We start from the raw sequence: 22,602 nt of genomic DNA on the forward strand, positions 1-22,602 counted from the left end.
ACTCGCACGGGATGTGCTCGGAGACGACGACCCGCAGATCAGTCCGAGAGCGGCTTGCTCCCTGCGTGGCAGGCAGCAAGCCGCTTCGGTGCGCTGTCAGCCGAAGGGCAGTACCTGGGTGCTGCCGCCGGCGAGGATGTGCTCGTACTCGCTCTCGCCGTGGAGCGAGCGGTAGTTGATCACCGGATCGCCCGCTCGCACCAGAGCGGTCGCGCAAGTGAGGCACCAGGGCTGTGGCGGCTGCACGTCGAGATCCTCGATCACCGCACGAGCGGAGCACTGCCTGCAGTCCGCCATCGTGTCCTCCCCGGGGTCAGGCCCAGGTGGAGCCGCACGCGGTGCAGCCCCATCGGCCGTCCATGGTCTGGTAGGTGGCGCCCGATCCGCAGACCGGGCAGGTGCGGCCGCTCGGCTCATCGGCTCGCTTCAGCAGCGTACTGGGCGTCGGGCTGATGGCGGGTCCAGTCCCGGTGACGGGCTTGTCGAGCAGGATGGTGCTCATAGCGTCTCCCCTCTGGGTGAAGTGGCAGAGATGCGCCGGCGATCACGATGCGGCGCTCCGGCCGCCCGGCGGCCGCCGTCGATCTCCTGCGTCGCACCGCCGGCTCGCTCTCGCAGGATCGAAGCGAGGTGTCCTGTGCCGTGGCGGCGACTCTTCTGATGACGGCTGCCTACACGGCTGCGTGCGGGCAGCGTCGAGGTGACGCCCTCGACCTCATGGCGGGCGCGGCTGACGCGGTCGACCGCGTGACCAGCGCCCGGGCCAGGCCTCGGCCGAACACCCCGCTGTTCACGGTCGACGCCACCGGCATGCAGGTCGACCTGTATCGGATCGGCGTGCACACCGCGCTGGGCACACCCGATGAGGGCGTGACGTACGCGGTGCGGATCGTGCCGGGGCAGCTGCCGACCGCCGAGCGCCAAGCCCGGTACGGCACGGACTGCGCGCGCATGTGGCACCACCTTGGCGATCACCGCAAGACGTTCGCGTCGCTCCGGTTCACCGAGCAGGTCGCCCCGGAGGAGGTGCGTCGCCCGGCTCTGCGGGCGCTCACGGCGGACCTGTTGTACGCGCCGGTTACGGTGGCCGGCGTGCGGGAGCTTGCCGCACGCACGGGCGTCTCATAGGGGTCGACGGCTCTACTCGCTCAACATGCCTCGGTTTCATCCCGTGCATCCAGTTCGAGAAGCGCGACCGCAACCATGAGTTCGAGCGCGGCGGGCGGCGGCTCCTCGCCAGCCTCGTCCGCGTCCCGAGCTGGATGCCGCCACATTCATCGAGGTCGAGACCGTGGCCGCCGCACAGGATGACCTCGCGCAGGCGCTGGCCGTCGTCAGAGCCACCCTGGCTGACCTCGGGATCGGCGACGACGATCTGACAACCGAGCTGTACACCGATGCAGTTGCGGCAGCGCGCCCCTGAGGCCCGTGGACCCGACATCGTCGCTCCGCTGATGGCGGCGCGCCTGATCCGAGGCGCGTGCACGGCGAGGCGCTCGCCTTGAGCGGGCGAGGGCCTCCGCGTGGGTCAGTGCTGGTTGTTCTACGGGGTCCAGGCCTTGTTGCGGTCCAGGTCGCGGAGGAGGTGGAGGAGGTTGAGCATCGTACTGACCGGGGCGTTGCCGAAGTCGACGAGGACGCGACCGTCGAGGGTGGACCCGCCGGGCGAGGCGGAGCCCCAGAGGAGTCCGTACGGCATTCCGCGCCTGTGCAGTTCGCCGAGAAGGGCCGTGATCTGCGGCCCGCTGTAGTCGCGCATCCGCGGGTCGTCCGGGGCGACCGGTTCGCGGGTCACGCGACGGAGTCCAGCTCGTACCAGACGCTCTTGCCGCGCTTCCGGGGGTCGACGCCCCAGCGGTGGGTGAGGCCCTCCACCAGCTGGAGGCCGCGGCCGGTCTCGGCGAAGTCGGCCGAGGTCCGCTGCTGGGGGACGGCGTCGGACTCGTCGGAGACGGTGACGCGGAGGGTCTGGCCGAGGAGGGAGAACCAGACGACGGGCGCCGTGGTGTCGCCGTGGCGCCAGGCGTTCACGAGGAGCTCCATCAGGGCGAGTTCGGCGTTGAAGATGGTCTCGGGGTGCCAGCCGTTGCGGGTCAGGACGTCCCGCAGGGCCTGCCGACTGAGCGTGAGCGAGGGGGTGTTACGGGTGCACACGGGAACCTCCGTGAGGCTGTGGTGTGGGAGAGGAGACGACGGGCGTCGCCGTGAGCCAGGCCAGGCCGGAGTAGGCCTGGTTGCTCTTCGGTGCCGGGGCAGCAGGCGCCTGCTGCCCGGGATGCAGGCATTACTGACGATCCGTCGGATCGAGCTGAGAATGACGATAGCGCATCGACTCTTAAATTAAATTCGAACGCGAGAGGATTCCTCCGAGCGAGGGATGCGCGCCGCCGAGCCCGGATGGATCCGCCGGCGCCCGGCGCGGCACACTGGCCTCTGTACCGGCAGAGAGGACGCCATGGCCCTTCGAATCCCCACTCTTCGTCAGCGACGCCTCGGGGCCGAACTGCGGAGGATGAGAGAGCAAGCAGGCTTCGGCGGCAGCCACCTCGCCCGTCTGCTCGGGGTGACTGCTGCCCTGGTGAGTCAGATGGAGAACGGGAAGTCGGCTGTGGCCGAGGCGCGTCTGCGTGAGATCGCGGCGGCCTGCGGGTGCGGCAACAAGCCGCTGATCGATGCGCTCGCTGACATGACCCGGGAGCGAGAGAGTGGCTGGTGGGAGGACTACAGCCCGAACCTGAACACCGACCTGCTCGATGTGGCGGCGATCGAAGCCCATGCCCGGCGCATCTCCACCTACTCGATCACCTTCCTGCCGGGGTTGCTTCAGACTCCGGCCTACGCCGCTTCGGTGTTCGCGCGCGCCATCCCGCCACTGCCACAGGCCGATGTCGATCTCCGCTTGGGCTTCCGCCTGCGGAGGCAGCAGGTCGTTCGGGACGGCGCCACGCCTTACACGGCGTTCATCCACGAAGCCGCGCTCCGCATGCAGTTCAGCGGGTCGGCGGCGCTCGCCGAGCAACTTGGTGCCCTCATCGACCATTCCGAGAGCCCCGGCATCTCAGTCCGAGTCGTGCCGTTTAAGATCGAATCGCTGCCCGGCCCCAGCGAGAACTTCGTCTATATCGCTGGCCCGGTGCCCGAGCTGGACACCGTGCAGATTGACATCAGCTTCGGTTGTCCACTCTTCGATGCGCCATCTGACCTGGCAAGTTATCGCGAGATCCTCGATCGGATGGCATCCGTAGCCCTCTCCGAAGATGACTCGCGAGACTTCATCCGATCGATCAAGAAGGAGATAGAGGGCGGTCATGAGTAGTCCCGAATGGCAGAAGTCCAGCTACTCCGGCTCAAGCAACGCATGTGTAGAGGTGCGGACTTCCGATGGGCTGATCGAGCTCCGCGAGTCCGACGACGGTGACGTCGTCGTCCGCACTTCGCCCGCCAAGTTCGCCGCGTTCCTCCAGGGCGCGAAGGCCGGCGAGTTCGACCACTTCATCGCCGACGCCTGAGCACTTCGCCCCGTCGAGCCGGTGCTCGACGGGGCGAAGCGCTCAGGTCACCCGGACCGGGCGGACCTCGACGAGGTCGCCCGGAGCCGCGGGCAGCCGGCGGGCCCAGGAGACGGCCTCCGCCTCGTCGGCGACATCGATCACCCACAGCCCGCCCAGGTGCTCGTGCCCCTCCCGGTACGGTCCGTCCGACACCGGCGCCCCGGCGCCGCCCCCTGGCACCACCAGCCGGGCGCTGCAGCTGCGGTGCAGCCCACCCCCGTACCGCACGCCGACCCCGGCCTCGGCGAGCTCCCGGCCGAATCTCGCGTGGGCGGCGTCGAGCGCCGCCTCCTCCGCCTCGCTCAGTCCGTTCCAGACCCGCTCGTCGCCGTGAATGAGCAGGGTGTATTCCATGATCCTCAGTTCTCCGTTCCCACCGGCCGGTTGGTCCGCGGAGGCCCGTCGCAGCGACGGACCTCCACCCGGCCCGATCCGCTGACCGGCAGTTTCGCCGCCCAGCCGAGCGCCTCCTGTTCGGAGGGCACGTCGATCACCCAGAGGCCTCCCACCTCCAGCACTCCCTCCCCGGCCCGGGCCTCGCCCTCGGCGGCGGCCGGCCGGGCCAGCCGCGCGCCGTAGACGATCCGCACGCCGGCCTCGGCCACCTCCCGCCCGAAGGCGCGGTTGGCGGTGAACCGCGCCTCGCGCTCGTCGGGCGTCATCCGGTCCCAGTCCGTCTCCTGGCCGAAGACCAGCAGTGCGTACTCCATGTCCCCTCCCCGGAACAGCGAACAGCGAACGGCGAACGGCGAACGGCGAACGAAGCGACCTACATCTGCCGGCTGGCGAGCCGGGCGAACAGTCCGTCCCGGTCGGCCAGCAGTTCCTCGTACCGGCCCTGCTGGACCACCCGGCCCTGGTCCATGACGACGATCCGGTCGGCCTCGGCGACCGTCGACAGCCGGTGGGCGATCACCACCCGTGTGGCGTTGAGCCGCCGAGTGGATTCGGTGACCAGCCGCTGGGTCGGGTTGTCGAGTGCGCTCGTGGCCTCGTCGAAGAAGACGATGCGGGGCCGGGAGACCAGCGCGCGGGCGATCATCAGCCGTTGCCGCTGGCCGCCGCTGAGGGTGCTGGTGCCTTCCGAGAGCACGGTGTTCATGCCCATCGGAAGTGCCGCGATGTCCTTGTCGATGCCGGCCATCTCGGCGGCTGCCCAGGCGTCGTCCAGGGTGTGGTTGGTGGAGCCGACGATGTTGGCCTTGATGTCGCCGGCCAGCAGGGCGCCGTGCTGCAGCACGACCCCGCACTGCCGTCGGACCGCCGAGACCTCCAGCTCGCCGAGGTCCTGGCCGTCGTAGAGAACGGTGCCGGCCTCCGGCCGTTCGAAGCCGAGCAGCAGTCGCAGCACGGTGGACTTGCCGCTGCCGGACGGGCCGACGACGGCGACGAACTCGCCGGGTTCGATGGTCAGCGTGACGTCCTGGAGGGCGGGCGGGCCGTCCTGGCCGTAGCGGAAGGTGACGTGGCTGAGGCCGAGCCGCCCGGAGAGGTCGCCCGGGTCGGCCTTGGTGTCGTCGACCTCGGGCTTCTCCTCCAGGATCGGCCGCAGTCGCTCCAGCATCGGCACCACGCCCATCGCGGTGACCGCGGCGGAGGTGAACTGCAGGCTGGAGGCGATCAGCAGGTTGAAGGCGGTGAAGAAGGCGAGGAAGACCGGGATCGGCACGCTGCCGTCCAGCGGGCCGGCGATCACGCCGAAGACGATGACCGAACAGACCAGCGGGAAGCCCGCGTTGAAGGTGGTGACGGCGTTCTGCACCCGGCGGGAGGAGGCGGCGAGGCCGCGCCCCTTGCCGAACTCGGCGGCCCACACCCCGAACACCCGGTCCTCGGCCGCGGTGACGCGCAACTTGGGCACGGCGGTGAGCAGTTGGAAGACCCGGGCGGACATGGTCTGCTCGTGCGCGTACAGCCGGCGCTGCCAGCGGACCTCCAGCCGGCCGGCGACGAGCGCGAACCCGCCGCCGATCAGGACGAGGACGGTGGCCAGGGCGGCCAGCCGCAGGTCGTAGAAGAAGACCAGTACCAGGTTGGCGAGCCCGGTGAGCAGCCCGAGGGTTGCCGTGGTCATCATCCCGGAGAGGGTCTCCTGGGCGGCGCTGACGCCGAGCACGGTGGTGCCGAGTTCGCCGGTGGAGTAGTTGGCGAAGAACGGCGCGGGCAGCGACAGCAGCCTGGTCCAGACGCCGACCTGCATGGCGGCGGTGGAGCGGCTCTCGATCCGCAGCACGGCGATGTTCTGCACGATGGACAGCGCGGCCACCGCCATCGCGGAGCCGATCACCACCAGCGCGCCCTCGGTGATCAGGTTGCGCTGGGCGTGCGCGACGAAGGTGCCGAGCACCTCGCCGGTCATGATCGGGACGAGCAGGCCGATCAGCGCGACCAGGGCGGCCATGCCGGTGAACATCCACAGGTCGCGCCGGTTGTTGCGCAGGCCGAACCTGAGCAGCCCGCCGACGGTCCGGACGGTCGCCGGCAGCGGTCGGTACAGCACGGTGGCCTTGTTCTGCAGTTCGGCGGCGAGCTTCGGGGTCAGCGGGGTGACCTTGCCGCCCTCGGCGAGGACGTAGCCGCCGCCGGAGCCGTCGCCGAGCGGCAGTAGCGCGACCGGGGCGCCGGCCTTGCGGTAGCCGATCATCGCGCCGAGGTCGTGGCGCCACCACCGGCCGTCGAGCCGGACGGAGCGGGTGCGCACGCCGGAGGCGAGCGCGATGGCCTGCAGCCGGTCCAGCCGGCGGTCGTGGCCGTTGCCGGTGACCGGGGCGGTGACGGTGTAGCCCTCGTGCGCGGCGACCAGCCGGGCGGCGGCCAGGGTGGGCTCGTCGCCGGTGGCGTCGCCGATGCGCAGCCGGGAGGAGGTGTCGCGCAGGACGGTCTCGAAGCCGCGCGCGGAGTCGGCGAGGGTGCCGGCGTCGCGTTCGCGGCGAGCGGTGATCAGTTCGGTCTCGGCGTCGCGGCGGGTCTCGATCCGGCGGTCGACGGCGTCCAGCAGCCGGCCGCAGTGCGCGGTGAGGCGTTCCCAGAGCCCGCCCTCGTCGAGGAGTTCGCGCGGGGAGCGGGCCCGGACGGTGGCCGGGCCGGTGGCGACCAGCCAGTCCTTCTCGGTCAGGCAGAGCTCGGTGCCCCCGGCGAGTTCGCCGGCCGCGCCGCCGGGCGCCTCGACGGTGCCCTCCTCGACCCGCACCCACTGCAGGCCGTCGACCGAGCGCAGGGCCTGGCCGCGCTTGAGGGCGGTGGGCCCGGCGGGGTCGAGCGGGGTGAACTCGCGCGGCGGAAGGGTGTCGCGCAGCGCGCCGGCCAGGGCGGTGAGGCCGCGGGCGAGCCCGGCCAGGAACTGGTCGGCGGCCTGCTGCTGTTCGCCCTCGGGCAGGGCCCGGACGGCGGCTCCGGCCGCGGTGCCGCAGTCCCGGCCGCGGGCGGAGAGGCCCTCGACCCAGGAGGTGGCGAGGTAGGAGACCTCGGCGCCGAGCACCGGGCGGGCGACGATGCCGCGCCGCGCTCCGGCGGCCGCGCCGGGCACCAGGGTGCCCGCCTCCATCCGGCACAGGAAGTGCCAACGGCCCTGCGGAGCACCGGATTCGAGGCTCACGGCGAACAGGTCGACGGCGCCCGAGCGGACCAGCAGCATCCGCCCGGGGTCGTCCAGGACGAGGTAGCGGTCGGCGAGCGGTTCGACCGGTTCGGCGGCCTCGGTGAAGAACGGCGAGAAGACTTCCACAGCGACCGTCATGCGTCCACCTCGCTACGCTCGGCAGCCGTTGACGCGAAGTCGCACCTTCTGATGGTTCGCTTGCTTCGCTCGCTCACAGCTCGTCCTCCTCCTCGCGGCGCGCGGACTCGATGAGCGCGGTGTAGTGCCCGCCCAGCGCCAACAGCTCGTCGTGGGTGCCCCGTTCGACGATCTCGCCCTGGTTGAGCACGATGATCTCGTCGGCGTCGCGGACGGTGGAGAGCCGGTGCGCGATGATCAGGCAGGCGCAGCCGCGGCGGCGCAGGTTGTCCATGATCACCCGCTCGGTCTCCGGGTCGAGCGCGCTGGTGGCCTCGTCCAGGACCAGCAGGGTGGGTTCGGTGGCCAGCGCGCGGGCCAGTTCCAGTCGTTGGCGCTGGCCGCCGCTGAAGTTGCGGCCGCCCTCCAGGACCGGGCTGTGGATGCCGCCGGGCCTGGTCATCACGGTGTCGAAGACCGCGGCGTCGTGCAGTGCGGCGGTGACGGCCTCGTCGGGGACGTCGTCGTTCCACAGCGTGAGGTTGTCCCGGACGGTGCCCTCGAACAGCGAGATGTCCTGGTCGACGTAGGCCAGCGAGGAGGCCAGGACGGTGCGGGACAGCTCCTCGCGCGGCCGCCCGTCGAGCAGGATCCGGCCCGACCACGGGGTGTAGAGGCCGGTCAGCAGCCGCCCGAGGGTGGACTTGCCGCTGCCGGAGCCGCCGACCACGGCGATCCGGCGGCCGGGGACGACGGTCAGGCTGAGGTCCTTGATGATCGGGTCGGAGAGCGGGCTGTACCCGAAGCGGACGTTCTCGAACTCCAGGTTGCCGTCCAGCTTGGGGCCGGCCTGCGGCTCCGGCTTGGCGAAAGCCGCCGCCACCGGGTAGCGCTCGACGTCGTACAGCCGCTTGATGTCGGCGGTGACGTCCTGCAGCCGGCCGCCCAGGTTGGTGAGCTGGGTGACCGGGCGGCTGAGCGCGGCGAGCAGGGTCTGGAAGGAGACCAGGATGCCGACGCTCATCGCGCCGTCGACCACCCGCTGCCCGCCGACCAGCAGGATCAGCCCGCTGTTGAGCGCGGCCAGCATCGGCGGCACGACGGTGAGCACGGCGCTGGGGATGCCCAGCTTCTGCTTGGCGGTGACGACCTTGGCGAGGAAGCCGGCCCAGCGGCTGAAGGCGTCCGGCTCGGCGCCGGTGGCCTTGACCGTCTCGATCAGCGAGAGGGTGGTGAAGGTGGTCGCGGTCAGGTTGCCGCGGTCGGTGCGCAGGGCGGCGACGGCGTCGGTGCGGGAGCGGGCGACGGCCTGCAGCACGACGATGTTGAGCAGGGCCATGCCGAGGCCGACGACGCCGAGCAGGACGTCGTAGCGGATCAGGATGGCCGCGTAGAACAGCACCAGGCCGAGGTTGATGACGGTCAGCGCGAGGTCGCGGGAGAGGATCTCGGCGACGACGTCGTTGCCGGAGACGCGTTTGGCGACCTCGGCGGGGCGGCGCTGCAGGAAGAAGTCGACCGGCAGTCGCAGCAGGTGCCGGAAGAAGCGGGCGGAGCTGACCAGCCCCATCCGGATCTCGATCCGCAGCAGGTAGTGCCGTTGGACGGAGGTCAGCACGAAGACGACGACGGCGGTGGCGGTCATGGCGGCCAGCAGCGGGAGGAGGTAGCCGCTCCCGCTGCCGGCCAGGACCCGGTCGATGAACACCCGGGTGTACGCGGGGATCGCGATGCCGGGCAGCACCAGCAGCAGGCTGGCGAGCAGCACCAGCGGCATGGCGCGCCCGGTGGGCAGCCGGCGTTCCAGCAGGGCGCGGGTGATGCCGCCCTTGTCGCCGCCGGGTTCGAAGTCGGGGCCCTTCTCGAAGGAGAGCACGATGCCGGTGAAGCCGGAGTCGAACTCGTCCCACTCCATCAGCCGGGGGCCGCTGGCGGGGTCGTTGACCGCGACGACGGTGCGCCCGTACCGGGTGCGGACGCCCTCGACCACCATGAAGTGCTGGAACGCCCAGAAGATGATCACCGGGCCGTCGAGGTCGCGGAGCTTCTCGGCCTCGGTCTGGTAGCCGCGGGCCTTGAGCCCGTACGCGCGGGCCGCGTTGAGCAGGGTGGAGGCGCGGGCGCCGTCGCGGGAGACGCCGCAGACGCCGCGCAGGTCCTCCAGCGGCACCCAGCGGCCGTGGTGGGCGAGGATCATGGCGAGGCTGGCGGCGCCGCACTCCACCGACTCCATCTGCAGGACGGTCGGGACGGCGTGCCGCCAGCGCCGCGGCGCGGCCGCCCGGGTGGGGCGGCCGCGGCGGCGCTTGCTCCTCCTGTCCCCGGGCTCCTTCGAAGGAGCGGTGCTCCGGGTGGTCTCCGGGATCGTGGTTGTCATCGGAGCCCCCCTCAGCGGCCGAGGATCAGGTTGAACGGGGTCTGCTTGCCCACGTTGATCGTGGCGGTGACGGCGACCTGGGTGCCCAGCGGGTTCGGCGGGCCGCTCTGCGAGGTCCAGGAGTAGCCGCTCGGGGTGTCCGGGTCGGGCGTCAGCTCGACCACCACCAGGCGGGGCGCGTCCTTGCCCAGGTAGCGCTGGGCGGCGAGGTCCCCGCCGACCAGGCCGGAGACCGCCTCCTTGGTGAGCGCGTACGGGCTGACCGAGCTGACGGTGCCGCGCAGCAGGCCGAAGGCGCCGGCCGGGGTGGTCGAGACGTTGAGGTCCACCTGGTCGCCGGGCTCCAGCCCGATGGTGTGGGTCGAGGGTACGAAGACCATCGCGACCACGCCCTCCTGCGGGTCCTCGACGCGTTCGACCGAGACCACCGGGGAGCCGGGCGCGACGACCTGCCCGTCGGTGACCGACAGACCGACCACCCGCCCGCCGAACGGGCTGGTGATCTCCCGGCTGTGGCCCTCGGCGTCCTCGACCCGGGCCACCGACTGGCCCTGCCTGACCTGGTCGGAGGGCTTGGCCAGGACGGTGCGGACCATCCCGCCGAACGGGCTCTGGATCATCGCGGTGCCGTGCGGGCGGGTCAGCAGGCCGGGGGCGTCGACGGTGATCGGGATGTTCCCGGCGAAGGTCCACAGCAGCGCCGCGGCCATGGTGATCATCACGACGAACAGGGCGATCCAGCCGCGCGGTGCGGCGAGCAGGGTGGGCGAGTCCAGCTCGTCCGGCTCGCGCATCCGCTGCAGCGCCTTGAAACGGAACTTCATCGTCTGGCTTCTCTCCGTGGGACGCCGACGTCCTGGCGCAGCGTCGGGGGCCGACTGCCGATCACGAGCTCACCGACGGTGCCCTCGGTGAAGTAGTCGATGCCGCTGGCCGCGGCGAAGTCGGCGGCGTCGCCGCCGCCGAGGCCGCAGACCGCGAGGTCCATCGCGGTGCCGACCAGGTAGAGGGTCTGGTAGAGCGCGCCGACGTGCTTGAGGATCAGCGGGTAGGCGACCGTCTCGTACTTCCACATCACCCGGCCGAAGCGCGCGGTGACCAGCAGCACCACCTGCGGGTCGGCCTTCATCAGGCTCGACTCGCGGGCGCCGGCGACCAGTTGGGCGGTCGCCGCGTTGGGCTCGCTGACCAGTTCCAGCTCGTGCCGGTCGGTCGCGTAGTGCCACAGGCCGGGCTTGAGGCCGGCGCAGGAGGTGACCAGCGGGTACACCTCCAGCTCGTGCACCGCGCCGCCGCTCGGGTACGGCCGGTCGGCCAGTTCCTGGCCGTCGCCGCCGGTGAAGGTCTGGCGCCGGCGGGCACTGCGGTAGAGCAGTTCGCCGAGCTGCTCCAGGGTGATCGGCGCCTGCTCGTCGTGGTCGCGCACCGAGCGGCGCTGCTCCAGCACCTCGGTGAACGGCCGGTCCGCGCGGGCGAGTTCGTCCAGGTCGGGGACGGCCAGGGCGACCTTCTCGCCGGGGAACGGCGCGGGCGAGGCGGGCTCGGGGGCGAACCGGTCGCCGAACCGGTAGGTGCCGCCGTACCCGGCGACGGTGGTGGGCCGGCGGGTGCGGGAGTGGAAGGCGAGGTCGGCGGCCTGCCACTGGGCGAAGCGCTGCTCCTCGGCCTCCGGTTCGGCGCCGGGGGAGCCGTACGCCAGCAGGCCGGCCGCGGCGAACAGCCGCAGGGTCTGCCGGACGGCGTCCAGCGGCAGGCCGCCGGGCAGCTGGGCGAGGGCGGCGGGGCTGGTCCAGCCCGCCAGTGCGGCGAGCAGTCCGGCGGCCCGGGCGGTCAGCTGGACGGCCAGCGGGCTGCCCGGGGCGCGGACCAGCAGGGCGCCGTCCTCGACCGAGGCGGAGGCGAAGCGGGACAGCTTCACCTGCCCGGTCGGGTCCGGTGTCGGCCCCGGCTCGGCGGCGCCCCGGCCGACCGGCCGCAGCCGGGCCAGCGGTTCGTCCGAGGCGCCGGTCGCCAGGTGGACGGAGTGCTCCAGCAGCCCGGCGGTGCCGAGCCGGCGGCGGGTCAGCTGCCAGCGCAGCAGCCCGGCGTCGCCGTCCCGGGCCGCGACCAGGGCGGCCAGTTCCTCCTCGGTCTGCTCCCCGGCGGCCAGCGCGGTCACCGCGTCCAGCGCGCCGGGGGCGAGGTCGTTCAGGTTCAGCGCGCCGACGGGCGCGGTCAGCCGGACGGCGCGCGGGCCGAGCGGCGCGAGCGCGCCGTCGGGGCGCAGCCGCAGCCGGCGGACCGTACGGGCGGTCGCGGGCAGGTGGATCCCGTCGGGACCGGCGGTCGGACCGGCGGTCGCATCGGTGGTCAGAGCGGTGGTCATCGTGTCAGCACCCGGCCGTTCTAGAAGAAGACGTTCTTCGGGTTGAGCTGCTCCTCGGTGTGCGGCGCGGCGAGCCGGCCCTGGCGCACCGGGACGTCGTACAGCCGGCCGGGGGCGAGGCGGCGCCAGAAGTGGCGCATGCCGGGGGCGATCACCTTGACCACGCTGAGGTCGAGGTCGGGGCGGCTCTGGTCGAGCACGATCACCTCGACACCGGCCCCGGCGGCGCGCTCGACGCAGTCCCGGACGTGCCCGGCGAGGTCGTCACCGACGAGCGGGGCGAAGTCGGCGAGGGTGCTGGCGGCGCGCTCGCGGTCCGGCAGCAGCCAGGGCTCGCCCGCGACGGTCGCGGTCCGGCACCACTCCAGGGTCTCCAGGTCGTCGGTGCGGTAGAGGGTGTTGCCCTCCTCGTCCCGGCGGTCGACGAACGGGAGGAACTGGTTGACCTCGGTGAGCGCGCGGATCGCGGCGATCCGCGGGTCCGGGTGGGCGCCGAAGCCGACCATGATGTCCTCGACCGCGTGCTTGCGCCGGGAGACGGCGGCGAACACCGGCACGCCGAGGTCGGAGGTGATGTCCAGGACCCACAGCTCGCGGTCCACCGAGGCGTAGAAGGCGCGCATGGTGTCCACGTACGGGTCGTTCAGCGAGTCGAGGTCGAACTCGGGCTGGGCGAGCCGGTTGTACCACCACAGGGCGACGGCGTCGCGCTCGACGACCTCGCAGAAGCCCTGGAGGATCGCCTCCTCCAGGGTGTTGCCGCTGGCGCAGCCGTTGGAGTCGCCGACGCAGTAGAAGTGCTGCTGGAGGTCGGGGTGGCCGTACCAGGCGTAGCCGGAGGGGACGAGCCGCTCGGTGTCGTGGGTGAGCGACCAGGCGCGCGTCCAGTCCAGTTCGACGTCGGTCGGGAACGGGTCGGGCACCAGGTGCAGCCGGTGGTTGGGGTCGGCGTTCCACTCGGCGCGGCCCTCGAACTGGGCCTCGGAGAACTGCAGCAGGGCGTCCATGTGGACGGCGACGGCCGGGTCGAGGTCGCGGTAGGCGGCGCGCACCACCGGCTCCTCGCCGCGCCAGACCGCCGAGTAGCGCTCGATGGCCTCGCAGATCGCGCTGACCTTCGCCTGGATCTCGGAGCGGCCCTTGCCGCCGCTCTGGCCGCGCATGTTGCGGCGCAGCAGGTCCATGTTGTCGTTGACCATGGCGAAGTTGTGGCCGGCGGTGAAGCTGTAGGTGATGCCGTTGCCGGTGTCCTCGTGCGCGCCGAGCCGGGTGATCGCGCCCAGGTGGGGGCTGATGTGGTGCTTCAGCCGGTCGTAGGTGAACTGCGGGGCCTGCACGCGGTAGCCGCCGTCGGTGGTGTGCCGGGCGGGGCTGGGCTGCAGGACGACCTTGGGGCTGCGCTCGGTGAGCAGCGCCGGATCGCCGCAGCTCGGGCACTGCGGCTGGCGGACCAGCGTGTGCTCGGTGGTCTGCAGGGTGTTGAGGTCGAGGCTGACCATCGTGCCGGCCAGCGCGGAGCAGCAGGCGTCGGCCAGGGTGCGGGCGGTCTCGGCGGCCAGCAGCTGGGCGGCCATCGCCGGGCCGGCCGGGATCGCGGCGCGCAGCGGGTGGAGCGGCACGGTCTCGCCGCGCTTGCCGGCCAGGTAGCGCTCGACCTGGCGGTTGCCGCTGATCCGCTGCGCGAGGCAGGTCCAGCAGCCGGTCTCGCCGGGGCGCAGCAGCGGGCCGAGCCACGGGGCGGTGCCGGTGGGCTTGGCGAGCAGCCAGGGGCGGCCGTCGGCGAGGCGGGCGGTGTTCAGCCGCTCCAGGGCGGGGTCCAGGTAGTCGTCGGTCAGCGCGACGACCATGGTGTCGGGGCCGCCGGTGACGGCCTCGTCCTCGGTCACCGGGCGGGCCCGCAGCCCGGTCGCGGTCAGCGCGTCCACCAGGGGCGCGGCCTCGGCGGCGCCGAGGGCCAGCACCAGCAGTTCGGTGGCCTGCGCGGTCTCCAGCGCGACGGCCGGGTCGACGCCCTGGGCGTCCCAGTACGCGAGCACGTGGTCCGGCAGGTCGGGCCGGCCCTCGGCGAGGTGTCCGGCCGCCTCGTAGCGGCGCAGCGCGGTCAGCGCCTGGCCGAGGGGCACCGTGCCGCCCAGTTCCTGGAGGATCTCGGCGACGGTGCGCCGTCCGTCCAGGTAGGGCAGGAGGCGCACCGCGGCGGCCCCCGGGACGAGGTAGTCCTGCCCCTCTCCGAGCAGGAAGACCTTTTCGCCCACCGTCTCGGTGAGGAAATGGGCCTTGAGCCGCGGACGCTCCATAAGTCATCCCCCTGTGTTCACAAGTCCGTTGCCGATATTGAACACGTCGTCAAAACCGCTGTACATACTGCATATTCGGCCGGGCGCCGGACTTACGCATCGCGGGCGATTGCGTATTCCGGCGCGCCGGTACGTAGTGCCGTACGTATTCGGCCCGCGCGTTGACAGCCGGGTGGGGGTGGCGATACTGGTGAGTCGCGTGAGGGTGCCGACGGGGGGTTGCGTTGCCGACTGGAGTTTTGCCGCACCGTGAACAGGAGTTGGCCGAGCTGGCCCGGGCGGTGGCCGGGGCGGGTGCGGGCCGGCCTGCGGTGGTGCTGGTCAGAGGGCCGCGGGGGATCGGGAAGAGTGCGCTGCTGCGCGCCGCGCTGGCCCGGATGCCGGGTGAGGCGGTGGTGCTGCGGGCGCGGTGTCACGACAACGAGCGGGACTTTCCGTACGGGGTGGTGCGCCAGCTCTTCGACCCCTTCATGCGCATGTCAAACAGTGCGCCGCAAGGAGTGGAATTCCCCGGCGGCGAATTCCTCGCCACCGCGCTCCCGGAGGGTTCGGAAAGCCCCGGGAACGGACGCGAACGAGTACTCAACAGTCTTTTCCACGCCGCTCGTTCACTGACCTCCCGGACCCCCGTCGTCATGGCCGTGGACGATCTCCACCTGGCCGACGAGGAGTCCCGGCAGTGGTTCTCCTATCTCGCCCGCCGGCTCGACGGCCTGCCGGTCGCGCTGCTCGCCACCACCGCCGACGAGGCCGCCGACCCGCTGGCCGCCGAACTCGGCGCACTCGGCCACGCCCGTACCGTCACCCCCGGCCCGCTCTGCGACAGCTGCGTCGCCGAGCGGGTGGCCGAGGAGTTCGACGCCCCGGTCGACCCGGAACTGGCCGCCGTCTGCCACAACCTCTCCCGCGGCAACCCGTTGGTGCTGGAGGAGCTGACCGCCCGGCTGGTCGCCGCCCGGGTCTCGCCCGGCTCGCCCGACCTCGACACCGTCCGCCGGATCGGCGCCGGCACCCTCGCCGACACCACGCTCAGCTGGCTCCGCCAGAGCCACCCCCGGGCCGCCGACCTGCTCACCGGCCTCGCCGTCCTCGGCGCCGACGCCGACCTCGCCACCGCCGCCCTGCTGGCCGGCCAGGGCGACCTGCTCGCCGACGAGGCCCGCGAGGCGCTGCGCCGCACCGACCTGATCGAGCCCGGCCCGCCGGAGACCTTCCGGCACGAGCTGGTCCGCACCGCCGTGCTGGCCCGCACCGACCCGCGGGTCCTGGTCGCCCTGCACGAGCGGGCCGCCGCCCTGCTGGTCCGGCTCGGCGCCCCGGCCGGCCGCACCGCCGAACACCTGATGTCCTCCGGCACCACCGGCCTCGACTGGGCCCTCCCGGTGCTGCGGACCGCCGCCCGGGACGCCGCCGCCGACGGCCACTGGGACGACGCCGCCCGCTACCTGCAGCGCGCGCTCGCCGACACCACCGACCCGGACACCGTCCGCTCGCTCACCGCGCAGCTCGGCGCCGTCGAACTCCACCGGGACGTCGCCGCCGCCGCCCGCTGCGCCGCCGGCCTGGCCGACGTCGCCGACCCGCTCGAACGCGCCCGGCTGCTGCGGCCGTTCACCGGCCCGGTGCTGGCGCTCAGCTCCTCCGGCGCCGCGGCCGTCCCCTTCACCGAGGCCGCCCACGCCCTCGCCGCCACCGCCGAACCACCCGCCGACCTCCTGCTGCCGCTCGCCGCCCAGGCACTGCTGACCGGCCGGCGCACCGCCCTGCGACCGGCCGTCGCCGCCCTGCGCGCCGAACCCGCCGAGGTGTCCGCCCCCGCCCTGCTGGGCGCCCAGGCCGCACTGGCCGCCGCCGGCGGCCTGCCCCGTACGGCGGTCCGGCTGGCCGCCCGCAGCGTGCGCGCGGTCTCGCCCGCCGAGGCCGGTGTCGAGGTGCTCGGCGCGGCGATGGCCTACGCCTGGACCGGCCGGCTGGACGAGGCCGCCGCCTGGGCCGGCCGGGCCGTCCGCTCCGCCCAGCGCTGGAACCACCGCGGCGAACTGGCCCTCGCGCTGCTGGCCCGCTCCGACATCGCCCACCGCCAGGGCCGGCTGGACGCCGCCCTGACCGACGCCGAACACGCCGCGGAGCTGGCCGGCCGGGTCCGGGCGGACGAACTCGCGGGCGCCGCCCGGGCGATGGCGATCCGGACCCGGCTGCGCCGGGGCCTGCCGGTGGACGGCGCGGAGCTTGCCGCGGTCGACCTCCCGGCCGAGGCCCACCCGCTGCTGCGCGCAGTGGTGCTGGAGGCCCGCGGCCTGCTCGCCGCCCACCGCGGTGACCACCAGCAGGCGCTGCGGCTGTTCCTGGAGTGCGGGCACCAGCTGGCCGCCCGCGGGATCGCCAACCCGGCCTGCGTGCCGTGGCGTTCGCACGCCGCCCAGGCCTACCAGGCGCTCGGCGAACCGGCCGCGGCCCGGACCATCGCCGCCGATCCCCTCCCCGGCGGCGACGCCCGGCCCCGCCCCGCGGAGGACCGCGGCCCCGCCATCGGCACCCGCGACGCCGGGCCGGTCCGGCTCACCCCGAGCGAGCGGCGGGTCACCGAACTGGTGCTGCAGGGGCTGAGCAACCTGGAGGTCGCCGAGCGCCTCTGCCTCAGCAAGCGCACGGTGGACACCCACCTGGGCCGGATCTACCGCAAGCTGGCCATCAAGGGGCGGCCCGAACTGGCCTCGGCCGTCAAGGCGCTGTGACTCCGTGACGCCGAGGCGCCGTGACAGCAAGGCGCCGTGACGGCAGGACCCGATCCCCCCGGCCGGGCCCTGCCGTCACGCCCCGCCGCCGCCCGCCGGCGCGGCGACGACGCCGAACTCGGCGCCCCACGGATCCCGCAGCACCGGCGGCTCCTCGCGCCCCGGGCGGACCAGCCGGGCACCCAGCTCGACGGCACGGTGCACGGTGTCCGCCGGGTCGAGGGCGCCGAGGTGGGGCAGCCACTGCGGGCGGCCCTGGTCGCTCTCCACCACCCGGGCCTGCCCGACCCCGTCCAGCTCGAACTCCCCGTCGCCGGTGAGGCGGTAGCCGAAGAGTGCGCCGTAGAACGCCTCGGCGGTGGCGGCGAGCGGCACCCGCAGCTCGTGGCCGCAGATCGCGCCCGGCTCGTCGGCGAGCACCACGCCCTCGGCGCGGTGGCCCTCCCAGAAGCCGATCGCGACGCCCGAGGGGTCGACGGCGAGGAAGAGGCGCCCGTTCGCGCCGACCGGCACCGGCGGCATCACCACCCGGCCGCCGTGCCGCCCGACCTGCGTGCAGCTGTCGTCCGCGTCCTTGGTCGCCAGGTAGGTGTTCCACACCGCGCCCGGCGGCATCCCGGCCGGTGCGGCACCGAAGCCGCCGATGATCTCCCCGCCCAGGACGGCCAGTTGGTAGTCCGGGGACTCGGTGACGAACTCCCAGCCGAACAGCGCCGAGTAGAAGTCCCGGCTGCCGCTCAGATCGGGAGTGATGCAGTCAGCCCAGCACGGTGCACCGAGGGCATAGCGGGTACGTCGAGGCACGACTCGTCCTTCTCCTTGGTCATTGCGTGATCGATCAGGCCCGCCGCCTCCTCCGCCCCGCCCACACCGGGGAGGTGCAGGCAGTGGGTCGGCGCTCCGGCGAGCAGGCCGGCCGATCCGGCCGGCCAGGTCTGGGTCGTGAACTCCCATGGTGCCAGCCGGACTTCCTCGTCCGCACTGCGACACAGCCGGACCAGCGCGGGTGGCGCCAGCCGGGCCCGGACCGGCACGACCGGGCCGAGGCACTCCGGGCGCGCCAGCAGCACCTCGCCGCCGATCGGCGAGGCCACCGTTCGCCACATCCCCTCCGGCAGCCCTGCGCCGCGCAGCCAGGCCGCGGCGGGCCCGCGCGCCTCCAGCGGGGCGAGGTAGGGCAGCACGTGGCCGCTGCGGCGGTCCAGCACCAGCAGCCGGCCGGAGACGAACTCCCAGGAGCGCTGCGCCAGCGCGGCCCCCACGTTCGCCTGCTCCGAGTACGGGCCGCCGAGGAGGGCGACGGTGGCGCCGCCCTTGGCCAGCACCACGGCCGGGGCCAGGCAGAACCGGTCCTGCAGTGCGGCGAACGGCGGGACGGCGGGCGGCACGTTGCCCCAGCCCCGGAAGGCGCGGCGCAGCAACGGCGTGCCGTCGCTGCGCCGCACCAGGAAATCGCCCGGATCGCCCTTTCCGGTGATTCCGGAGAATTCCACCCGCAGCTGGTCGGGGTCCTGGGAAATCGCGGTGAGGTGAGGTCCGAAATGGAACGAGATCTCGTCGCGGTCGGCGCGGACCAGGCCGACCTCGATGCCGAAGAAGTTCAGCACAATCGGCTCGATAACCGGCACTGTCGCTCCTGACGGTTTTGTTGCACATTCAATTTTTGTGGGCGTCCGGAGCGCGATCCGCCGCGTCCGCCCCGGGTGGGGGCGTGCGGCGGCCGGCCGGTGCCCGCGGACGGCGCACCGGCGGCGCGGACGGGTGGGGTGCGACACGGGTCGGCTCCGCCGCCCGGCTCGGCGGCCGGGTGCGTCCACCGGGGAGTCCCGCACCGTCCGACCGCGCTGCCCGGCGGTCGGCGATCGGTGAGGAGACGTCATGTGCAGTCCGTGTCGGCGTTGTTGCCGGTCACTCCCAACGCCAGTCACCCGGCGTGTTGATGCCCGGGTCCCGGGGCTTCGCCGTGGTGGCGGGCACCGGGTCGGTGGGGTCGCCCGGCGTGGCGGACGGCGAGGCGACGGACGCCGGACGCGCGGTCGGCGCATGGCCGGTCGTGGCCTGCGCGGTCCCGGCCAGGAGGCCGACGGCGAGGGCGGCAGCGGCGGCGGCGGTACAGGCGAACGTGCGGCAGGAAAGCATGGAATCCCCCAGGACGAGCGCAGTTTCGGAAGCGGATGCCGGGCATTTCCGCAGCCGCGGCGGTCGACCGCCGGCGGGGGCGGTCCGCGGTCATCGGCGGGCCCGGCCGGGGAGCTCGCCGCTCCCCGACGACCGGAAGTCTGCTGCACGCCGAGGGGGACCGGAAGGTGTTCGGGACGGCAGGAAGATCGCCCTGGCACGATGGTGCCATTGCCATTCCATTACCTTTCCCGCGCCGGCCTCTCCGCGAGCCGCAGCGGTGGGGCTTTCGACGGTTGTCCCGGTCCGCCCGCCCTGGCATGATCAGGCGGCAACTTCCCGGTCGAAGTTGCCGGTCGAGGGGGACGGACTGCGGGGGTGGTGCGCCGATGCTGGACGGGATCGACAACGCCGCACAGGCGGTCTACCGCTTAATGCTGACGGATCATCACCTCGATGCCAAGGGGCTCGCCGAGAAGCTCGCCCTGAGCGAGGCGGAGGTCCGCGACGCGCTCGACCAGCTCGCCGACCTCCGGCTGCTCCGGCCGTCCGAGGAACTCCCGGGCGAGCTCCCGGGCGGCCTGCGGCCGGTGGACCCGAGGGTCGGACTGCCCGCCCTGCTGCGCCACTACGAGTCCGTCCAGCAGCGCACCCAGCAGGAGTTCGAGCGGCGCCAGGCGGCGATCACCAACCTGCTCGCCGAGTACAGGGACGAGTCGGCCCGGGAGGACAGCCAGCTGGAGCGGCTGATCGGGCTCGCCACCGTGCAGGCCCGGCTGGACGAGCTGATCCGCTCGGTCTCCGGCGAACTGCTCACCTTCAACCCCGGGGGAGCCCAGTCCGCCGCCTCGCTCCAGGCCAGCCGCCCGGCCAACGAGGAACTGCTCGCCCGCGGCGTGGCGATGCGGACGGTCTACCTGGACAGCGTCCGCAAGGACCGGGCCACCGTCCGGCACGCCGAGTGGCTGACCGGACTGGGCTGCGAGGTCCGGACGGTGCCCGCGCTGCCGCTGCGGATGATGGTCATCGACCGGCGGGTGGCGCTCGTCCCGATCGACCCGGCCAACACCCGCAAGGGCGCGGTGCAGATCTCCTCGCCGGGCGTGATCACCGCCCTGCTCTCGCTGTTCGAGCAGACCTGGGCCGACGCGACCCCCTTCGGCGCCCCGCGCGAGCGGGACGAACAGGGCCTGACGCGCCAGGAGCAGGAGTTGCTCCGCCTGCTCGGTCAGGGCTACACCGACGAGGCGGCCGGAAAGCACCTCGGCCTCTCCCTGCGGACGGTGCGCCGGATGATGGCCGACCTGATGGACCGGCTCGGCGCCCGCAGCCGGTTCGAGGCAGGCCTGTTGGCCGGCCGCCGCGGCTGGCTCTGAGCCGACCGCGGCCGCCCCGGCACCGCCCGCCGCGGCCGCCCCGGCACCGCCCGTCATCGGAGAGCCGTAGTGGCGTAAGTCACGTCGGAATCGGGTGGTTTCGGGTGTTCTGCCTGGTGGTTGCCCGGGTGTCGGGGGGTTTGCCCACCGACCGGAGGTCCATGACCGTGTTGGGCCAAAATATGATCGGAAGCCACGATCGTCGGTTGATGCAGACGGTCGTATGTGCAACCTGGGAACGGTTGGGGCCGTCTCTCTGTGTGCGGTGCGCCAGATCGTCCGGGGCGTCGCTTCCGTCGGTGAAAGGTACGCGCATGTCAGGTCAGCGGGACAAGGGCCCGGCCCGGGGCGGGGACGAGTCCGGTGCGCTCACGACCGGGGGCAAGAGGGGCGGCGCTGCCGTGCCGTCGCCGCGTTCCGGCGGCGGACGCGCGGAGGCCCGCCGTGCCGCCGGCCAGGGCAAGGGCGGCCGCGCCGGCGGCGGATCGGACTCCGGAGCCGGCGGACGGGCGGCGGCGCGCAAGAACGCCAAGCCGAAGAAGAACGTGAAGAAGATCGTCGCCTGGTCGGCGGCGGGCGTGCTGGTGCTGATCGCCGGGACCGGCGGCGCGATCTACTACAAGCTGAACGCCAACATCAAGTCCTTCGACGCCGACGCGATAGCCGGCGACCGCCCGCCCGAGGCGAAGGCCGACGCGGACGGCAACAAGCCGGTCAACGTGCTGCTGATCGGCTCGGACAGCCGCGGCAAGAACAACGCCGACCTCGGCGGTGGCGAGGACGGCGGCGCCCGCTCGGACACCACGATCCTGCTGCACGTCTACGCCGACCACAAGCACGCCGTCGGCATCTCGATCCCGCGCAACGCCAAGGTCCAGCTGCCGTCCTGCAAGCTGCCCAACGGCAAGTGGACCAAGGGCGGCAACACCGACCTGTTCAACGCGGCCTTCTCGACCGGCGGCAGCGACGACGGCAACCCGGCCTGCACCCAGAACACCGTGGAGAAGCTCACCGGCATCCGGGTCGACCACACCCTCGTGGTCGACTTCAACGGCTTCGCCGCGATGACCAAGGCCGTCAACGGCGTGGACATCTGCCTGCCGCAGCCGATCTACGAGGGGGACATCAACCCCAACCTGCACAAGAAGGGCGCCCTCGTCCTCCCGCAGGGCAAGCAGACCGTGGACGGCCAGAAGGCACTGGACTACGTGCGACTGCGGCACGGCATCGGCGACGGTTCGGACATCGGCCGGATGAAGCGCCAGCAGGCCTTCATGAGCTCCCTCGCCAGCAAGATCAAGAAGGACGGGATGGGCCCCACCACCCTCCTGCCGCTCGCCGACGCCGCCACCAAGTCGCTGACCGTCGACCCGGGCCTGGACTCCGCGGACAAGCTGCTCTCCTTCGGGCTGTCGATGAAGAACATCGACATGCACGACCTGAAGTTCGTGACGGCGCCCTGGCGCTACCGCACCCAGGACGCCGACCTGGACCTGGTCCAGCCGGACGCCAACAAGCTCTGGGAGACCCTCAAGGCCGACCAGACCATCGACGGCCAGAACGCCACCGGCCAGCAGCCGGACGCGTCCGGCACCAGCCCGGCCCCGCAGCAGCCCGGGCCCACCACCCCGGCCGCCCCGGCCGGGGACGCCTCCAACGCCGCGATCAAGGTGGCGGTCTACAACGGGACCACCGCCAACGGCCTGGCCGGTAAGGGCACCGAACTGCTGAAGTCCGCCAAGTTCACCGCCTCCACCGCGGGCCAGGCGGCGAGCACCAAGTACAAGGTCACCACGATCGAGTACGGCACCGGGCAGAAGGCGAACGCCGAGAAGGTCGCCGCGCTGTTCCCGGGCGCCGAAATGTCCTCCGGCAGCTCGCGCGGCATCTCGGTGATCGTCGGCCAGGACTTCGCCGCCACCGCGGGAGTCGGCTCCGCCGCGCCCGCCGGGACGGCCGGCACCCCGGGCGCCCCCCCGCAGCCGCTGCCCACCACCGTCACCAACGACGCCCGCTCGGCGGACGACGACATCTGCGCCAACACCACGTACGGCAGCGGCGGCTGACC

21 protein-coding genes are annotated in these 22,602 nt (G+C 72.9%); 7 read left to right on the forward strand and 14 right to left on the reverse strand.

The window, feature by feature from the left end:
• Positions 1-96: 96 nt before the first annotated feature.
• Both ACZ7KX_RS33395 and ACZ7KX_RS33400 read right to left on the reverse strand, forming a co-directional pair.
• Positions 97-264 carry a hypothetical protein gene (locus ACZ7KX_RS33395; RefSeq protein WP_470329747.1) on the reverse strand — a complete coding sequence of 56 codons (168 nt, stop codon included), beginning with the start codon at positions 262-264 and terminating at the stop codon, positions 97-99.
• 49 nt (positions 265-313) lie between these two features.
• Positions 314-502 (reverse strand): hypothetical protein, encoded by a 189-nt coding sequence (locus ACZ7KX_RS33400; RefSeq protein ID WP_470329748.1) that lies wholly within the window; start codon positions 500-502, stop codon positions 314-316.
• 158 nt (positions 503-660) lie between these two features.
• On the opposite strand from ACZ7KX_RS33400, the gene ACZ7KX_RS33405 reads away from it, so the two are divergent.
• A complete protein-coding gene (locus ACZ7KX_RS33405; RefSeq protein WP_470329749.1) occupies positions 661-1,128 on the forward strand; it encodes a hypothetical protein in 468 nt (155 codons plus the stop codon).
• Positions 1,129-1,291: 163 nt separating this feature from the next.
• Positions 1,292-1,423, forward strand: coding sequence for a hypothetical protein (locus ACZ7KX_RS33410; protein ID WP_470329750.1), 132 nt, complete (start codon positions 1,292-1,294; stop codon positions 1,421-1,423).
• A gap of 120 nt (positions 1,424-1,543) precedes the next feature.
• Here the strand turns inward: ACZ7KX_RS33410 and ACZ7KX_RS33415 are convergent, their stop codons facing one another.
• Both ACZ7KX_RS33415 and ACZ7KX_RS33420 read right to left on the reverse strand, forming a co-directional pair.
• Positions 1,544-1,795 (reverse strand): hypothetical protein, encoded by a 252-nt coding sequence (locus ACZ7KX_RS33415; RefSeq protein ID WP_470329751.1) that lies wholly within the window; start codon positions 1,793-1,795, stop codon positions 1,544-1,546.
• Positions 1,792-2,154 (reverse strand): ATP-binding protein, encoded by a 363-nt coding sequence (locus ACZ7KX_RS33420; RefSeq protein WP_470329752.1) that lies wholly within the window; start codon positions 2,152-2,154, stop codon positions 1,792-1,794. The genes ACZ7KX_RS33415 and ACZ7KX_RS33420 overlap by 4 nt, the downstream gene beginning before the upstream one ends.
• 301 nt (positions 2,155-2,455) lie before the next feature.
• On the opposite strand from ACZ7KX_RS33420, the gene ACZ7KX_RS33425 reads away from it, so the two are divergent.
• The gene (locus ACZ7KX_RS33425; RefSeq protein WP_470329753.1) at positions 2,456-3,316 is read left to right on the forward strand and encodes a helix-turn-helix domain-containing protein; all 861 of its coding nucleotides are present in this window, start codon (positions 2,456-2,458) and stop codon (positions 3,314-3,316) included.
• Positions 3,309-3,509 carry a DUF397 domain-containing protein gene (locus tag ACZ7KX_RS33430; protein WP_470329754.1) on the forward strand — a complete coding sequence of 67 codons (201 nt, stop codon included), beginning with the start codon at positions 3,309-3,311 and terminating at the stop codon, positions 3,507-3,509. The genes ACZ7KX_RS33425 and ACZ7KX_RS33430 overlap by 8 nt, the downstream gene beginning before the upstream one ends.
• 42 nt (positions 3,510-3,551) lie before the next feature.
• Here ACZ7KX_RS33430 and ACZ7KX_RS33435 read toward each other — a convergent pair whose 3' ends face one another.
• From ACZ7KX_RS33435 to ACZ7KX_RS33465, 7 genes are all read right to left on the reverse strand, one after another.
• Positions 3,552-3,905: a YciI family protein gene (locus ACZ7KX_RS33435; RefSeq protein WP_470329755.1), complete on the reverse strand. Its 354-nt coding sequence runs from the start codon at positions 3,903-3,905 to the stop codon at positions 3,552-3,554.
• A 5-nt stretch (positions 3,906-3,910) separates the two neighbouring features.
• Positions 3,911-4,261: a YciI family protein gene (locus ACZ7KX_RS33440; RefSeq protein WP_470329756.1), complete on the reverse strand. Its 351-nt coding sequence runs from the start codon at positions 4,259-4,261 to the stop codon at positions 3,911-3,913.
• Positions 4,262-4,320: 59 nt separating this feature from the next.
• On the reverse strand, positions 4,321-7,287 hold the full coding sequence (locus tag ACZ7KX_RS33445; protein WP_470329757.1) for an NHLP bacteriocin export ABC transporter permease/ATPase subunit: 2,967 nt from the start codon (positions 7,285-7,287) through the stop codon (positions 4,321-4,323).
• Between the two features lie 73 nt (positions 7,288-7,360).
• Positions 7,361-9,643 (reverse strand): NHLP family bacteriocin export ABC transporter peptidase/permease/ATPase subunit, encoded by a 2,283-nt coding sequence (locus ACZ7KX_RS33450; protein ID WP_470329758.1) that lies wholly within the window; start codon positions 9,641-9,643, stop codon positions 7,361-7,363.
• An 11-nt stretch (positions 9,644-9,654) separates the two neighbouring features.
• Positions 9,655-10,467, reverse strand: coding sequence for a biotin/lipoyl-containing protein (locus tag ACZ7KX_RS33455; RefSeq protein ID WP_396553683.1), 813 nt, complete (start codon positions 10,465-10,467; stop codon positions 9,655-9,657).
• Positions 10,464-12,008, reverse strand: a complete 1,545-nt coding sequence (locus ACZ7KX_RS33460) for a SagB family peptide dehydrogenase (RefSeq protein ID WP_470329759.1) — start codon at positions 12,006-12,008, stop codon at positions 10,464-10,466. The genes ACZ7KX_RS33455 and ACZ7KX_RS33460 overlap by 4 nt, the downstream gene beginning before the upstream one ends.
• A 20-nt stretch (positions 12,009-12,028) precedes the next feature.
• Complete coding sequence (locus tag ACZ7KX_RS33465; protein ID WP_470329760.1) at positions 12,029-14,305, reverse strand: TOMM precursor leader peptide-binding protein; 2,277 nt, start codon at positions 14,303-14,305, stop codon at positions 12,029-12,031.
• 239 nt (positions 14,306-14,544) lie between these two features.
• Between ACZ7KX_RS33465 and ACZ7KX_RS33470 the strand changes: the two genes are divergently transcribed.
• Positions 14,545-17,040 carry an AAA family ATPase gene (locus tag ACZ7KX_RS33470; protein WP_470329761.1) on the forward strand — a complete coding sequence of 832 codons (2,496 nt, stop codon included), beginning with the start codon at positions 14,545-14,547 and terminating at the stop codon, positions 17,038-17,040.
• 75 nt (positions 17,041-17,115) lie between these two features.
• On the opposite strand, the gene ACZ7KX_RS33475 is transcribed toward ACZ7KX_RS33470, so the two are convergent.
• From ACZ7KX_RS33475 to ACZ7KX_RS33485, 3 genes are all read right to left on the reverse strand, one after another.
• Entirely contained in the window at positions 17,116-17,844 is a 729-nt protein-coding gene (locus tag ACZ7KX_RS33475) for a VOC family protein (RefSeq protein ID WP_470329762.1), read from the reverse strand.
• The gene (locus tag ACZ7KX_RS33480; protein ID WP_470329763.1) at positions 17,778-18,647 is read right to left on the reverse strand and encodes a hypothetical protein; all 870 of its coding nucleotides are present in this window, start codon (positions 18,645-18,647) and stop codon (positions 17,778-17,780) included. Before ACZ7KX_RS33480 ends, ACZ7KX_RS33475 begins: the two co-directional genes overlap by 67 nt.
• A 301-nt stretch (positions 18,648-18,948) precedes the next feature.
• Positions 18,949-19,179 (reverse strand): hypothetical protein, encoded by a 231-nt coding sequence (locus ACZ7KX_RS33485; protein WP_470329764.1) that lies wholly within the window; start codon positions 19,177-19,179, stop codon positions 18,949-18,951.
• Positions 19,180-19,547: 368 nt separating this feature from the next.
• On the opposite strand from ACZ7KX_RS33485, the gene ACZ7KX_RS33490 reads away from it, so the two are divergent.
• Together ACZ7KX_RS33490 and ACZ7KX_RS33495 are read left to right on the forward strand one after the other, a co-directional pair.
• A complete protein-coding gene (locus ACZ7KX_RS33490; protein ID WP_350525412.1) occupies positions 19,548-20,534 on the forward strand; it encodes a LuxR C-terminal-related transcriptional regulator in 987 nt (328 codons plus the stop codon).
• Positions 20,535-20,848: 314 nt separating this feature from the next.
• Positions 20,849-22,600: an LCP family protein gene (locus ACZ7KX_RS33495; RefSeq protein ID WP_470329765.1), complete on the forward strand. Its 1,752-nt coding sequence runs from the start codon at positions 20,849-20,851 to the stop codon at positions 22,598-22,600.
• The last annotated feature ends 2 nt before the right edge of the window (positions 22,601-22,602 follow it).

The sequence above is a fragment of the Kitasatospora sp. NPDC038210 genome (assembly GCF_055600605.1).